General features: G+C 69.7%; 12 protein-coding genes and 1 riboswitch. Of the genes, 3 read left to right on the top strand and 9 right to left on the bottom strand.

The genetic code is table 11. The features are described from left to right. Positions 1-36 precede the first annotated feature (36 nt). The gene (locus GC146_RS15990) at positions 37-1698 is read left to right on the top strand and encodes a thiamine pyrophosphate-binding protein (protein ID WP_291840960.1); all 1662 of its coding nucleotides are present in this window, start codon (positions 37-39) and stop codon (positions 1696-1698) included. 60 nt (positions 1699-1758) lie between these two features. On the opposite strand, the gene bluB is transcribed toward GC146_RS15990, so the two are convergent. The 6 genes from bluB to cobN all read right to left on the bottom strand — a co-directional run bounded on the left by bluB (position 1759) and on the right by cobN (position 8789). Continuing rightward, positions 1759-2382, bottom strand: coding sequence for a 5,6-dimethylbenzimidazole synthase (gene bluB / locus GC146_RS15985; protein WP_291840958.1), 624 nt, complete (start codon positions 2380-2382; stop codon positions 1759-1761). A 5-nt stretch (positions 2383-2387) separates the two neighbouring features. Then, on the bottom strand, positions 2388-3008 hold the full coding sequence (gene cobO / locus GC146_RS15980; protein ID WP_291840957.1) for a cob(I)yrinic acid a,c-diamide adenosyltransferase: 621 nt from the start codon (positions 3006-3008) through the stop codon (positions 2388-2390). Between the two features lie 13 nt (positions 3009-3021). Then, positions 3022-3753, bottom strand: a complete 732-nt coding sequence (locus tag GC146_RS15975) for an LrgB family protein (protein WP_291840956.1) — start codon at positions 3751-3753, stop codon at positions 3022-3024. Beyond that, positions 3750-4109, bottom strand: a complete 360-nt coding sequence (locus tag GC146_RS15970) for a CidA/LrgA family protein (RefSeq protein WP_291840955.1) — start codon at positions 4107-4109, stop codon at positions 3750-3752. The genes GC146_RS15975 and GC146_RS15970 overlap by 4 nt, the downstream gene beginning before the upstream one ends. Before the next feature lie 101 nt (positions 4110-4210). Continuing rightward, positions 4211-4759 carry an adenylate kinase gene (locus GC146_RS15965; RefSeq protein WP_291840954.1) on the bottom strand — a complete coding sequence of 183 codons (549 nt, stop codon included), beginning with the start codon at positions 4757-4759 and terminating at the stop codon, positions 4211-4213. Positions 4760-5081: 322 nt separating this feature from the next. Beyond that, on the bottom strand, positions 5082-8789 hold the full coding sequence (gene cobN, locus GC146_RS15960) for a cobaltochelatase subunit CobN (protein WP_291840952.1): 3708 nt from the start codon (positions 8787-8789) through the stop codon (positions 5082-5084). Positions 8790-8859: 70 nt separating this feature from the next. Here cobN and GC146_RS15955 point away from each other — a divergent pair, with 70 nt between their 5' ends. Further along, positions 8860-9024, top strand: coding sequence for a hypothetical protein (locus GC146_RS15955; protein WP_291840950.1), 165 nt, complete (start codon positions 8860-8862; stop codon positions 9022-9024). Between the two features lie 2 nt (positions 9025-9026). Here GC146_RS15955 and GC146_RS15950 read toward each other — a convergent pair whose 3' ends face one another. From GC146_RS15950 to GC146_RS15940, 3 genes are all read right to left on the bottom strand, one after another. Further along, on the bottom strand, positions 9027-9476 hold the full coding sequence (locus GC146_RS15950; protein ID WP_291840948.1) for a GNAT family N-acetyltransferase: 450 nt from the start codon (positions 9474-9476) through the stop codon (positions 9027-9029). Then, positions 9473-10534 carry a cobalamin biosynthesis protein CobW gene (cobW, locus tag GC146_RS15945; protein WP_291840946.1) on the bottom strand — a complete coding sequence of 354 codons (1062 nt, stop codon included), beginning with the start codon at positions 10532-10534 and terminating at the stop codon, positions 9473-9475. Before cobW ends, GC146_RS15950 begins: the two co-directional genes overlap by 4 nt. A 73-nt stretch (positions 10535-10607) precedes the next feature. Continuing rightward, positions 10608-11285, bottom strand: a complete 678-nt coding sequence (locus tag GC146_RS15940; protein ID WP_291840944.1) for an energy-coupling factor ABC transporter permease — start codon at positions 11283-11285, stop codon at positions 10608-10610. A 35-nt stretch (positions 11286-11320) separates the two neighbouring features. Next, positions 11321-11538, bottom strand: a riboswitch (cobalamin riboswitch). 188 nt (positions 11539-11726) lie between these two features. Here GC146_RS15940 and GC146_RS15935 point away from each other — a divergent pair. Continuing rightward, positions 11727-13409 carry an aconitase X gene (locus GC146_RS15935; protein WP_291840942.1) on the top strand — a complete coding sequence of 561 codons (1683 nt, stop codon included), beginning with the start codon at positions 11727-11729 and terminating at the stop codon, positions 13407-13409. The last annotated feature ends 80 nt before the right edge of the window (positions 13410-13489 follow it).

Genomic DNA, 13489 nt, shown 5'->3' with positions numbered 1-13489 from the left:
CTGCCGCAGGATGCGGCCCGACAAGGGGGACACGCGATGCGGCACGGCGGCAAGATACTGGCGGATCAACTGGCGATCTTCGGGGTCAGGCGGGTGTTTTCCGTGCCCGGCGAAAGCTTCCTTGCCGCGCTTGACGGGCTTTACGACAGCGCCATCGCCAATGTTGTCTGCCGGCAGGAGGGCGGGGCCGCCATGATGGCCGAAGCCTATGGCAAGATGACAGGCCAGCCCGGCGTGGCCTTCGTCACGCGCGGGCCGGGGGCCACCAATGCCAGCGCCGGCATCCACATCGCGCGGCAGGATTCGACGCCGATGATCCTGTTCGTGGGCCAGATCGACACCGCGCATCGCGACCGCGAGGCGTTCCAGGAGGTGGATTACCGCGCGGTCTTTGGCGGGCTGGCGAAATGGGTGGCCGAGGTCGACCGGGTGGAGCGGTTGCCGGAATACATCGGCCGGGCGTTTCACGTGGCGACGTCGGGGCGGCCGGGGCCGGTGGTGCTGGCGCTGCCCGAGGACATGCTGAGCGCCGCGGCCGACGTGGCCGATCATCCGGGGCCGGGCGCGGCGCTGCGGGGCGACCTTGCCCCGGCCGCGGCGGCGATCATGGACCGGCTGGCGCAGGCGGCGCGCCCGATGGTGGTGGTGGGCGGGCCGCACTGGTCGGCGCAGGCGGCGGCGGACCTGGCGCGGTTCGCCGAAGCGCAGGGCCTGCCGGTGGCGGCGGGGTTCCGGCGGCAGGACTACCTCGACAACCGGCATGGCCATTACGCGGGCGACCTGAACGTCGGCGTCAACCCGCGGCTAGCCAGGCGGATGGCCGAGGCCGATTGCCTGCTGGTGCTGGGCTCGCGCCTGGGCGACATCGAAACGCAGGGCTACATGAACCCAGACCCCGCCCAGCCCGGCAAGACCATCCTTCACGTCCATGCCGACCCGGACGAGCCGGGCCGCGTCTATGCCCCGGCGCTGAGCGTGACCGCCACCGCGCCGGAAATGGTGGCGGCACTCGCCGCGCTGCCGCCCAAAGGCGCGGACCGGGGCGAGTGGACCTGCGCCGCGCGGGCCGATTACGAGGCCTGGGTCGCGCCGCTGGAAAGCCCCGGCGCGGTGAAGCTGGAAGAGGTCGTGCGCTGGCTGTCCGACAGCCTGCCGCAGGATGCGATCCTGACCAATGGCGCGGGCAACTACGCGGCCTGGCTGCACCGCTATTTCACCTACAAGGAGTATCGCACGCAGCTGGCGCCGACCTCTGGCTCGATGGGTTATGGCTTTCCGGCGGCCGTTTCGGCGGCGCTGGAATACCCCGACCGCACGGTGGTCTGCCTGGCCGGGGACGGCTGTTTCCAGATGACGTTGAACGAGATGTCGACGGCGGTGCAGCACGGCGCGAAACCGATCGTGGTGGTGGTCAACAACGGCCGCTACGGCACGATCCGCATGCACCAGGAACGCCACTATCCCGGCCGTGTCAGCGGCACGATGCTGGCCAATCCCGATTTCGCGGCGCTGGCGCGGGCCTATGGCGGCTACGGCGAGGTGGTGGAGCGGACCGGCGACTTCCCCGGTGCCTTCGCCCGCGCGCAGGTGGCGGGCACGGTGGCAGTGATCGAGCTGAAGGTCGATCCCGAGGCCCTTTCGACCGGCCAGACGCTGAGCGGCGCGCGCGCGGCGGGGATGGCGGCGCAGGGTGGTTGAGTGCGCGGGGGGCTGTCTGCCCCCCGCGACCCCCCGAGAGTATTTGCCGCCAGAAGAAGGTTAAAGAACCTTCCAGTCGGTCGGGGCGTTTTCCTGCCAGCCCACGCGGTGCAGCAGCGGCGTGTCGTCGGTTTCCGCCGGGTGGCCCAGGCAGAGGTAGCCGGTCAGCTGCCAGTCGTCGGGCACATCCAGCGCGGCGCAGATCGCGGCGGGATCGAGGATCGAGACCCAGCCGAGCCCGATATTCTCGGCCCTTGCGGCCAGCCACAGCGTGTGGATGGCCGAGACGGTGGAAAAGGCCAGCGTTTCGGGCATCGTCTGGCGGCCCAGGCCGTGGCCGGCCTCCGGCGCGGTGTCGGTGAAAACCGCCAGATGCACCGGTGCCTCACGCAGACCCGCCAGTTTCAGCGCGTCATAGGCGGCGCGGGTGGTGTCGTCATAGATCGCGGCGGCGGCGTGATTGGCAGCCTCGAAGATGGCGCAGACCTGCGCGCGCAGGGCGGGGCTTTCCACCTGCCGCACCCGCCATGGCCGCGAATTGCCGACCGAGGGGGCAAGGTCCATCGCCGCGCGGAGCCGTTCCAGCACGTCGGGCGCAACCGGATCTGGCCGGAAATGGCGCACGTCGCGGCGCCATGTCAGGATATCGCGCAGCGCTTCGCGGTGAGCTTTGGTCAGCTTCATAGCGCCTAGTATTCCACCCCGATCTGCGCCTTGATGCCGGAGCGGAACGGGTGCTTGACCAGTTCCATCTCGGTCACCAGATCGGCCAGTTCGATCAGGTCCTCGTGTGCGTTGCGCCCGGTCAGCACGACATGGGTCATCGGCGGCTTTTCATCGCGCAGGAATGCCACGACCTCGGCAATGTCGACATAGCCGTAGCGGATCGCGATGTTGATCTCGTCGAGCAGGACCATCCGGTTCGCAGGGTCGCGGATCAGCTCCTTGGCCTTGGCCCAGGCGGCCTGGGACATCTCGGTGTCGCGGGTCTTGTCCTGGGTTTCCCAGGTAAAGCCCTCGCCCATCGTGTAGAACGGGCACTCGGCGGAGAACTGGCGCAGGATCAGGTCACGCTCGCCGGTGGACATGCCGCCCTTGATGAACTGCACCACCGCGCAGGGCAGGCCATGCGCGATGCAGCGGAAGATCATCCCGAAGGCGGCCGAGGACTTGCCCTTGCCCTTGCCGGTATGGACGATGACCAGCCCCTTCTCGCCAGTCTTGGTGGCCATGATCTTGTCGCGCGCGGCCTTCTTCTTGGCCATCTTGGCGGCGTGGCGGGCGGTGTCATCGGGGGTGTCTTCGGTCATCTCGTGCCTCGTTTCAATGTGTCAGAAGGGCGATCAGCGGCGGGGCCAGCAATGGTGCGACCAGGGCGGTCAGCAGCGCGTTTAGGCCCATGCCGATGCCGGCGAAAGCGCCAGCTGTTTCGTTGACCTGGAATGCGCGGGCGGTGCCGATGCCGTGGCTGGCGACACCCACGGCAAAGCCGCGCGCGCGCCAGTCCTTGACGCCCAGCGCGTTCAGAAGCGGGGTGGCGATGATGGCCCCGGTGATGCCGGTCAGGATCACCAGCACCGCCGTCAGTGTGGGCGATCCGCCAATCGCCTCGGACACGCCCAGCGCGACCGGCGCCGTGACCGACTTTGGCGCCAGCGACAACAGGGTCTGGCCCGTCACCCCCATCGCTGCGGCGATCAGCACCGCACTGACCATGCCCGTGAGCGCGCCGGCGACAAGGGCCGCGGCCATCGGCAGGGCCGAGGCGCGGATACGCGGGAGGTTGGCATGCAGCGGAACGGCCAGCGCCACCGTGGCGGGCCCGAGCATGAAATGGACGAACTGCGCGCCGGCGAAATAGGTTTGGTAGGGCGTGCCGGTCAGCCGCAGCACCACGGCCAGGATCGCCACCGCCAGCAGCACCGGGTTGACCAGCGGGCGGCGGCCAGAGGCGACGAAGGCCGCGTCGCCAATCAGGTAGGCCACCAGCGTCAGCGTCAGCCACAGCAGCGGGTCGGCCGAAAGATAGGTCCAGATGCGGGTGACGTCGCTCATCCCGCGTCTCCGGCGCCGCCGGTCAGCCGCACGACCGCCAGGAAGGCCCCGACGCCCGCCATGATCGCCAGCGCGGTCGAGCCGACGATGGCCAGCGCCAGCCCCGCACCATCGGCCTGCATCTCGCCCAGGTGGCCGACGATGCCGACCCCTGCCGGCACGAAAAGCAGCGACAGGTGCCCCAGGAGCCCCCGCGCGGTATCGGTGATGCGCGCGGCCAGACGCGGCCATGCGGTCAGCGCCAGGAACAGGAAGGCCATGCCCAGCACGGGGCCGGGCAGGGGCAGGCCGAAGCCCCGCGCGGTGATCTCGCCCAGAAGCTGAAAGCCGAGGAGGATGGCAAGCGGCAGGATCATGGGCAGCTCCGGTCAGGTGGCGGACAGCCTAACCCTGCGCGGCGACCGGGGCCAGAGGCAGCGCGCGGGCAGGGGACAACGGACGGCTCTTTTGACGGGTGCTAGCGGCCCTGCTGCCAAGCCGTGATGGCCGCGACAAGCGCCGCGGGTGGCGCGGCGCTGTCGAGCGTCAGGGTGGGGCAGGGCAGGGTTGCCAGCCAGCGCCGGTGCACAGCAAGGCTGCGGCCGGTGAAGGCGGGATCGTCATAGCGCGCGGCCCAGTCCCGGAAGGCCAGGTGCGCGGCATGACGCGGGCCGCCGGGCGCAATGGCGGCGCCCCACCGGGCCGCCTCGCGCGCCTCCAGCCGGGCCATCCGCGTGGCAGGGTCGAGGACCAGCAGCACCACCGCGTCGAAGAACGGAACGAGCGGGTCACCCCAGCTGAGGCAAGACCCCGACAGCACCCAGGCCGGGCGCGGCAGGAACAGGCGCTCCATCAGCTCCAGCCGCTCGGGCACCGGGCGTTTGGCGGCAAAGGGCGGATCGGTCGGTTGCCAGTAATAGTCGTCGGTATCTTGCGCGGGCACGGCCCAGGTCTGGGCAAGGGCCCTGCCCAGCGTGGTGACCCCGGCGCCACTGGCGCCGGTGATATGGACCCGGCAAGGTGTCATGGCGCGATTGATGGAACCGCGCCCAGTTTCCGTCAAGCGCCACGCGCCGCACCCTCCGACAACGCCGGCAAGGGGGCGCTGCCCCCCGGCCGCTGCCGCGGCCTCCCCCCGGAGTTTTTCGGACCAAAGAAGGGCAACGACGAATGACCCCCCGGACAGGTCACCAAGTGCCGCCGGGGGGCTTCTTCGGTCATGGCGTTCGCTCTCCAGCTTCGCCACGGGGGCAGGATGCGCCGTTAACCTTAACGATCCGTTACCGGCTTCTTTGGTCTGGAAAACTCCGGGGGTGAGGGCCGCAGGCCCGAGGGGGCAGCGCCCCCTGTCAGCGCCGCGGCAGCAGCGCCTCGATCCGCGCCCGGGCGGAATTGCTGCGCGGGGTCCAGAGGCCGCGGTCGATCGCTTCTTGCAGGCGTTCGGCGATCTCGGCCAGCGCGGGCGGGTTGTGTTCGGCGATGAATTCGCGCGTGGCCTCGTCCTCGAGAAAGGCCGATTCCACCAGGTCGAAATGGTGGTTGCGCACGGCGCCCGTGGTGGCGGCGAAGGCGAAGAGGTAATCGACCGTCGCGGCAATCTCGAAGGCGCCCTTGTAGCCGTGCCGCTTGACCCCGTCGATCCACTTGGGGTTGACCACGCGGGAGCGCACGACGCGGCCGATCTCGTCTTCCAGCGTGCGGATGACGGGGCGTTCGGGGCGCGAATGGTCGTTGTGATAGACCGGGCGCGCCTGTCCCTGCAGGCTGGCCACCGCAGCTGCCGCGCCGCCCTCGAACTGGTAGTAGTCGTCGCTGTCGAGCAGGTCGTGCTCGCGGTTGTCCTGGTTCTGGACGATCGCCTCGACCTGTCCCAGCCGCGCGGCAAAGCCCGCGCGGTCGGCCTGCCCCTCGGCCCCCGCGCCATAGGCGTAGCCGCCCCATTCCAGGTAGGCATTGCCAAGGTCTGCCGTGTCGGACCAGATCCGTTCGTCAATCAGCGCCTGCAAGCCCGCGCCGTAGGCGCCGGGCTTCGACCCGTAGACGCGCGTGGTGGCTTCACCCGCGCGGGCGCGGGCGGCGGCGGGGTTGAGATCGGCCGGTTCGTCGAGGTCCTGCACAGCGCGGGCGGCACTGTCGACCAGCGCGATGAGTTGCGGGAAGGCGTCGCGGAAAAAGCCCGAGATGCGCAGGGTTACGTCCACGCGGGGGCGGCCCAGCACGCCCTGTGGCAGCACCTCGAACCCAGTCACGCGGCGGTTGGCGGCGTCCCAGGTAGGCTTGACCCCCATCAGCGCAAGGGCCTGCGCGATGTCGTCGCCGCCGGTGCGCATGTTGGCGGTGCCCCAGGCAGTGACCAGCATCGTGCGCGGCCAGTCGCCGTGGTCCTGCAGGTGCTTCTCGATCAGCAGGTTGGCCGATTTCCAGCCCAGCGCCCAGGCGGTGGGGGTGGGCACGGCGCGGCTGTCAACCGAGTAGAAGTTGCGCCCCGTCGGCAGCACGTCGAGCCGCCCGCGTGTCGGTGCGCCCGAGGGGCCGGGGGCCACCGCGCGGCCATCGAGCGCGGCCAGAAGCGCCGCCATCTCGGCCGGGCCGCAGGCGGCAACGGTGGGGCGGATTGTGCCGGTGATCTGGTCCAGAACGGCCGCCGTGGCCGGGCCGGGGGGTGGTGCCGCGCCCTCCACCAGCGCCTGCGCCAGCAGTTCCAGCCGTTCCACCGTGTCGCCGTTGCTGCGCCACGGCGCGGGCGTGAGCGGCGCCAGCGCGCGCGGTTTTGCGGCCACCGGCGCGGCCATGTCGCAATCCAGCGGGTCGAGGCCCAGGCCCAGGTCCGCGGTCATCGCCCGCAGGAGCGAGGCATTGGTCCCCTTGCCGTCGCCGCGCGGCACGCGGGACAGCGCGATGGCAAGGTCGCGTTCCTGCCGCCCCTCGGGCGAGGCGCCGAAAACGTGCAGCCCGTCGCGGATCTGCGCCTCTTTCAACTCGCAGAGATAGGCGTCGAGGCGGGCGAGGTCAGTCTCGCCCGCGGCCAGCCCCGAATCCGCAGCCAGTCCAGTTGCCTCGGCCAGCGACAGGATCTGATCCCGCAGGCGGTTCACGCGGCGGGGGTCCAGCCCTGCGGCCTCGTAATATTCGTCCACCAGCGCCTCGAGGTCGCGCAGCGGTCCGTAGCTTTCGGCGCGGGTCAGCGGCGGGGTGAGGTGATCGACGATCACCGCGCTTGCGCGCCGCTTGGCCTGGCTGCCCTCGCCGGGATCGTTGACGATGAAGGGATAGACCAGCGGCGTGGGGCCCAGCGTCACCTCGGGCCAGCAGGCGGCCGACAGCGCCAGCGCCTTGCCCGGCAGCCATTCGAGGTTGCCATGCTTGCCCATCATCACCACCGCGTCGGCGCCCCAGGCATGGCGCAGCCAGACGTGGAAGGCGAGGTAATGGTGCGGCGGGACGAGGTCGGGCGCGTGGTAGGTCTCGGTCGGGTCGACGTTGTAGCCGCGCGCGGGCTGGATCGCCACGACGACATTGCCGAAGCGGTGGACCGCAAGGGCGAAGCCGGGCCCCGCGGCATCGGCCGGGGCCTCCGGCGGGAGTATTTGGGGCAAGACGAAGGGGTCGTCTTCCGGCGCCCCCCATCGTGCGGTGATTTGCTCTTTGACCTCCCAGGGGAGGCTTTCAAAGTGTTTCTTGTAGATGTCGAGTGGCAGGACGATGCCGCCTTCGCGCGTGGCGCGGTCGGTCAGCCAGTTGGTGGGACCGGCCATCAGGCGGTCCATCAGTGCCTGCGCATCGCCCGGCGCGCCTGCCACGCCATAGCCCGCGTCCTGCATCGCCCGCAGCGCGGCGACGGTGCCCGCGGGTGTGTCGAGGCCCACGCCATTGGCCAGCCGGCCGTCCTTGTTGGGATAATTGGCGAGGACCAGCGCGACCTTGCGATCGGCCTGCGCGGTCTGCCGCAGCCGCGCCCAGTTGGCGGCCAGTTGCGCGACGAAGTCGATCCGGTCGCCCTGCGCCTGGTAGGTGGCGATGGGGCACTGGGTGGCATCGTCGAAGAACGCCTCGCCCTTGAAGGAAATCGCGCGGGTCAGGATGCGGCCGTCAACCTCGGGCAGGGCCACGTTCATCGCGATGTCGCGTGCCGACAGGCCCGCCTTGCCTTCGGCCCAGGCGGCCTCGGTCCCGCCCGAGAGCACGACCTGGAACACCGGGGCGTCATTGGCCGCCAGCGGGTTTTCCGGGCTGTCGTCGCCGTCATGCGGGCTGCCCACCGCGAAAGCGGTGCAGTTGAGGATGACCGCGGGGGGATGGTCGGCAAAAAGCTGGTCCAGCGTCGCGGCGCTGAGCGGGTCCTTCAGCGAGGCCACGAAAACCGGCAGCGGGTTCAGCCCGGCGCGCATCAGGCTGCGCGTCAGCCGGTTGATCGGCGCTAGCCCGCCGCCCTGCACCAGCGCGCGGTAAAAGACCACCGGGACCACCGGCGCGCCCTCCGTCCAGGCCGCCCGCGCGGCGGCAAGGCCGCCACCGCCCGGCCAGTGGACGCCCGCGCGCAGCAGCGGGGCGGGCGCCGCGGGTTTCTCGGCCCCCGTCAGCATCACCTGTCCGTAGCGCAGGAAATTCGTGGCATTCTGGGGCCCGCCCTCGACGAGGTAGGACCAGAGCGCGTCGTAATCAGCCCCGTTGACGGTGGAAAGCGCGCGCAGTTCGGGGTCGGGCTTGTCGTCGCCGGGCAGCGCGGCAAAGGGCACGCCGGCCTCGTGCAGGCGGGCGGCATATTGCGTCAGCCCATAGCGCCAGTAGCCCGCCCCGCCGAGGATGCGGGCGATGACAAGGCGGGATTTCGTCGCGCAGGCATCGAGGTGCAGGTCCACCGACATCGGGTGTGCCAGGTGCATCAGGTTGGCCAGCCGCAGCGCGGGTGGCGCGTCCATCTCGGCGCGCGCCTCGGCCAGCGCGGCCAGTTCGGTATCGGCCGCCGAGATCACCACGATATCGGCGGGTGTCTGGCCAGGGTCGACCGGATCGGTCCCGTCGGCGATGGCGCCGGGGCTTGCGGCCAGCAGATGCATCTCAGGCCCCCGCTTGTGCGCCGGCCCGGTTCCGTGCAAGGGGAAGGGCCAGCATGGAAAGGGCCACGCGATGGATTACAGTAAGTCCGGCAATCCCAAGACCGGCGGGCGCAAACCCCGCCATGCCGAGCATAACGCGCCCGGGTCGCGCAAGAACCCGTTCGGCCAGAGGCCAGACAAGGCGGAACTTGTCGCGCGGCTGAAGGCGGCCGCCGAGAAGAAGAAGGACGCCTGAGGTCACAGCGGCTTTTCCATGAAGATGCTGGAGGGCGCGTCGGGATAATCGCCGAAGGGCCCGCAGCGCATGAAGCCGTGGCGGGCGTAGAGACGATGTGCCGCGTGCAGCGTGTTGCCGGTTTCCAGCCGCAGCCAGGGCAGGCCCGCCGCGCGTGCCTCGTCCATGATCCGGGTCAGGATGGCATCGGCCACGCCGCGCCCGCGCGCCGCCTCGGCGGTGAACATGGATTTCACCTCGCCATAGCCGTCTTTCAGCGCCAGCGCGCCGGTGCCCAGCGTCTGGTCCCCCTCGGTGGCGACGAAGAAGCGGATGCCGGGCGCGGCCAGCGCGTCTACCGGCAGGAAGAAGTTGTCCTCGGGCGGGAACAGGGCCTGCATCAGCGCATGGCTTTGTTCCAGCAGGGCGCGCGCGGCGGGCGCGCGCGGGTCGCCGGGGACGACGACAATCATGCCGACAGCGCTGCCATGATCGCGGCGCGGTCCAGCCCGGCTTCGCCGATGACGACAAGGCGGGTTTCGCGCGGGCCGGCGAAGGGCTGGTCGAAATAGGTATCCACCCGCGGGCCGACGGCCTGAAGCGTCAAGCGCATGGGCTTGCCCGTGACGGCGACAAAGCCCTTCAGCCGCAGGATATCGTGTTCGCGGATCACGTCCGATACGTGAGCGGCAAACGCCGCGGGGTCGGCAACCTCGCCACGGGTCACGACGAAACTTTCAAACTCGTCATGGCCGTGCTCGTGGTGATCGTCGTGGTCGTCGTCCTCGTCATCGTCGTGGTGGTGATGATGGTGGACCTCGCCGCGTGCGTCCATGTCGGCCTCGGCACCGATGCCTTGCCCCAACAGCACATCGACCGGAAGCACGCCCATCGCCGCGCGCAGCACCTGCACGCCGGGGCGGCTTTCGGCCTTCAGCTGCGTGGCCAGCGCATCTGCCTCGGCCTCGGACATCAGGTCGGCCTTGTTGACGACGATCATGTCGGCACAGGCGATCTGGTCGTCGAAAAGCTCCGACAGCGGGGTTTCGTGATCGAGGTTCTCGTCCATCGCGCGCTGGGCATCGACGGCGGCCACGTCATGGGCAAAGCGGCCCTCGGCCACGGCCTTGCCGTCGACCACGGTGACCACGCCATCGACGGTCACGCGGGTGGAAATGCCCGGCCAGTTGAAGGCGCGCACCAGCGGCTGCGGCAGGGCAAGGCCCGAGGTTTCGATCACGATGTGATCGGGGCGCACGTCGCGCTCCAGCAGCTTTTCCAGCGTCGGGATGAAATCCTCGGCCACGGTGCAGCAGATGCAGCCGTTCGACAGCTCGACGATGTCATCCTCGCTGCACACCTCCGAGCCGCAGCCCTTCAGGATGTCGCCATCGACGCCGAGGTCGCCGAATTCGTTGATGATCAGGGCAATGCGCTTGCCTTGTGCGTTTTGCAGCATGTGGCGGATCAGCGTGGTCTTGCCGGCGCCGAGAAAGCCGGTGACGACGGTAGCGGGGATCTTGGCGGGCATGGCAGACTCCGGGCTTTGAAAACGGCAATGACGGCCCCCGAGGGGGCCGCCAAGGTCAGACGTGTCAGGCAGGTCAGGCCGCGGCGAAGAGGCGCGGCGTCACAAGACCGGATTGTTCAAGCCCGGCAAGCCGTTTGGCCAGCGCCAGCACACCAAGGTCGATCAGCGGTTCGACCAGAACGACGGTCATGTAGGCCGCGCCGAAGGTGGCGACATGCGCGATGTTGGTCGCGGTAAAGCCCTGGCCGTAGAAGGCCCAGAAGCCGACCCAAGCCACGATGCCGCCCTGATAGGCGACAGACAGCTTCATCGCCTGACCGTAGCGCAGGTCGACATAGGCGGTGCCCGGCTTGATCACGTGACGCGCCAGCATCGCCAGGCCGAAGAGCGGGACCAGCAGCGTGGTGACGTTCATGCCGTATTGCGGCAGATCGAAGGGGGTGAAGAACAGCCCCTGCGCCAGCAGGCCCAGCGCCAGGCCCAGTGCCGCCGGCGCCGCGCCGAAGATCAGGAACAGCGTCGAGCCGAGGATCAGGTGCACTTCCGACACGCCGACCGGCTGGTGCGGCAGAAGCTGGAAGAAGCTGAAGACAAGGCCCGTGGTCATCGCCGAACGGGCGGCAAGGCTGGCAAGGCCCTTTTCCTGAACCGTGCTCAGCGCCTCGCGCGCGGTGTAGGTCAGTGCGCCAGCCGCAGTGGCATAGCTGAGCAGCAGTTTTGCGCCAGTCACGACGCCGGGATTGATATGCATGTTTCTCTCTCCTGTCCCGTCCACCCGACGGGAGTTTGGGTTACATCATGCAAGGCCGGTCTCCTGGCTTGCGGGTCATCGCACCTCGTCGCCTTCCCGGTTTCCCAGTGGCCAACTGACGGGCGCTCTCCGCATACAGTCGCGGGGGCGGCTGCGGCTTCGGGTCTCCGTCAGGATCGGCCCTACCGCATTCCCATTTCATCCCCTGACGCTTTGCGCCGTCGGTCGGGGAACCATGCAGGGACTGTTGTGCGCCCCTGACAGGGCAGGCGTCAAGGCGGATTGCGACAGATGGCGCGCCCGGACCGGCGCGCAGCATGGGCGACAGTGCCGGGCAGAGGTGCCATGATGGCCGCGGTTTCCGGTCGGGCGCGGACGACGGGAATCGGCGGGCCGGGTCCGCCCGTCCCCGCGCCACCGGCAGAAGGATGGGTGCGGGGGATGACCGGCCAGACAATCATTGCAGGGCGCGCGGCGGGACAGGTCCTGTCCTGCGACGAAGGGCTCAGCTTTTGGGGCGGGGTCGATCCGCTGACGGGGCGGGTGATCGACGCGCATCACCCGCTGCATGGCCAGTCGATCGCCGGCAAGGTGCTTGTGATGCCGACGACGCGCGGCTCGTGCAGCGGCAGCGGCGTGATGCTGGACCTTGCGCTGAACGACCTTGCCCCCGCCGCCTTCGTCTTTCGCGAGGATGAAGACGTGGTCACCCTTGGCGCAATGATCGCCGCGCGGATGTTCGGCCGCCCTGTGCCGGTGCTGCGGCTGGGCGCGGCAGATTTTGTCAGGGCCGCCGCCGCCGAAACCGTCAGCCTGAGCGAAACGGTGCTGGAGCTTGACGGCACCGCGCTGCCGCTCGCCCCGCTGCCAGTGACCGCGCTTGAGCTGACCGCGCAGGACAGGGCGATGCTGGCGGGCGAAGACGGCCCGGCCCGGCGCATCGCGATGGAGGTCATCTGCGCGATGGCGGCACTACAGGGCGCGGAGCGGCTGGTCGATGTCACGCAGGGCCATATCGACGGCTGCATCCTCGCCAATACCGCCAACCTGCGGTTCGCCGAGAAGATGGCCGCGATGGGCGGGCAGGTCTGTATTCCGACCACGATGAACGCGATCTCGGTTGATCATGGCAACTGGCGCAGCCAGGGCGTGCCGCCGGATTTCGGCCTGCGCGCGGCGCGGCTGGCCGATGCCTATCTTGCGATGGGTGCGCGCCCCACCTTCACCTGCGCGCCCTACCTGCTCGATTCGGCGCCACAGGCGGGCGAGGCGATTGGCTGGTCGGAATCGAACGCGGTGATCTACGCCAATTCGGTGCTGGCGGCGCGCACGGTCAAGCACCCCGATTACCTCGATCTTTTCATCGCGATGACCGGGCGTGCGCCCTGCGCGGGCGTCTACCTGACCGCCAACAGGGCGCCGCGCCGCACCCTGCGGGTCGAGGTGCCGGCGGGCCATGACGAGGCGCTGTGGCCGATGCTGGGCTACCTTGCCGGGCGGCTGGCGCCCGACCGCATCCCGCTGCTGACCGGGCTGGAGGGCTGCGCGGCCTCGCCCGACGACCTCAAGGCGCTTTGCGCAGCTTTCGGCACCACGTCGGCCGCGCCAATGCTGCACGTCGCGGGCCACACGCCCGAGGCGGCCGATTTTCCCGTGCCGGAGGACAGCGTGACCATCACCCGCGCGATGCTGGCGCAGGTCTGGGCCGACCTGAACCCCGGTCCGGCCGCGATCGACCTTGTCGCCTTTGGCAGTCCGCATTTCTCGCTGTCGGAATGCCGCGCTCTGGCGGCGTTGCTGGAGGGCCACGGCCGGGCCGCAGGGACCGAGGTGATCGTCACGGTCGGCCGCAATGTGCTGGCGCAGACAGAGGCTGACGGCACGCGCGCACGGCTGGAAGGCTTCGGCGCGCGGATGATCCCGGACATCTGCTGGTGCTCCATCACCGAGCCGCTGCTGCCGCCACAGGCGCGCAACCTGATGACGAATTCGGGGAAATATGCCCACTACGCGCCGGGGCTGTCTGGCCGGGCGGTGCGGTTCGGCTCGCTGGCCGACTGTGCGATGGCGGCGCGGACGGGCCTCGCCCCCGCGGGCCCGCCCGACTGGTTGGCGCCCGGCTAAGGCCGCCGCCATCTGCGGGCACAGCGTGTCAACATCTTGTGGAAAAGGCATCTGGCCTGTGCATATCCGGTGGCGTCTTG

The organism is Limimaricola sp., from assembly GCF_016125575.1.
Taxonomy (GTDB): Bacteria; Pseudomonadota; Alphaproteobacteria; order Rhodobacterales; family Rhodobacteraceae; genus WGLM01.
Note: the sequence above shows the minus strand (reverse complement) of the source record. Positions and strands in the feature narration are given on the sequence as shown.

What these genes read in the sequence shown, in the direction of transcription:
- GC146_RS15990 (WP_291840960.1), top strand. Translation starts at nt 37, where the DNA reads ATGCGGCACGGCGGCAAGATACTGGCGGATCAACTGGCGATCTTCGGG.
- cobO (WP_291840957.1), bottom strand. Translation starts at nt 3,008, where the DNA reads ATGACCGAAGACACCCCCGATGACACCGCCCGCCACGCCGCCAAGATG.
- cobN (WP_291840952.1), bottom strand. Translation starts at nt 8,789, where the DNA reads ATGCATCTGCTGGCCGCAAGCCCCGGCGCCATCGCCGACGGGACCGAT.
- GC146_RS15975 (WP_291840956.1), bottom strand. Translation starts at nt 3,753, where the DNA reads ATGAGCGACGTCACCCGCATCTGGACCTATCTTTCGGCCGACCCGCTG.
- GC146_RS15950 (WP_291840948.1), bottom strand. Translation starts at nt 9,476, where the DNA reads ATGATTGTCGTCGTCCCCGGCGACCCGCGCGCGCCCGCCGCGCGCGCC.
- GC146_RS15955 (WP_291840950.1), top strand. Translation starts at nt 8,860, where the DNA reads ATGGATTACAGTAAGTCCGGCAATCCCAAGACCGGCGGGCGCAAACCC.
- GC146_RS15940 (WP_291840944.1), bottom strand. Translation starts at nt 11,285, where the DNA reads ATGCATATCAATCCCGGCGTCGTGACTGGCGCAAAACTGCTGCTCAGC.
- GC146_RS15965 (WP_291840954.1), bottom strand. Translation starts at nt 4,759, where the DNA reads ATGACACCTTGCCGGGTCCATATCACCGGCGCCAGTGGCGCCGGGGTC.
- bluB (WP_291840958.1), bottom strand. Translation starts at nt 2,382, where the DNA reads ATGAAGCTGACCAAAGCTCACCGCGAAGCGCTGCGCGATATCCTGACA.
- cobW (WP_291840946.1), bottom strand. Translation starts at nt 10,534, where the DNA reads ATGCCCGCCAAGATCCCCGCTACCGTCGTCACCGGCTTTCTCGGCGCC.
- GC146_RS15935 (WP_291840942.1), top strand. Translation starts at nt 11,727, where the DNA reads ATGACCGGCCAGACAATCATTGCAGGGCGCGCGGCGGGACAGGTCCTG.
- GC146_RS15970 (WP_291840955.1), bottom strand. Translation starts at nt 4,109, where the DNA reads ATGATCCTGCCGCTTGCCATCCTCCTCGGCTTTCAGCTTCTGGGCGAG.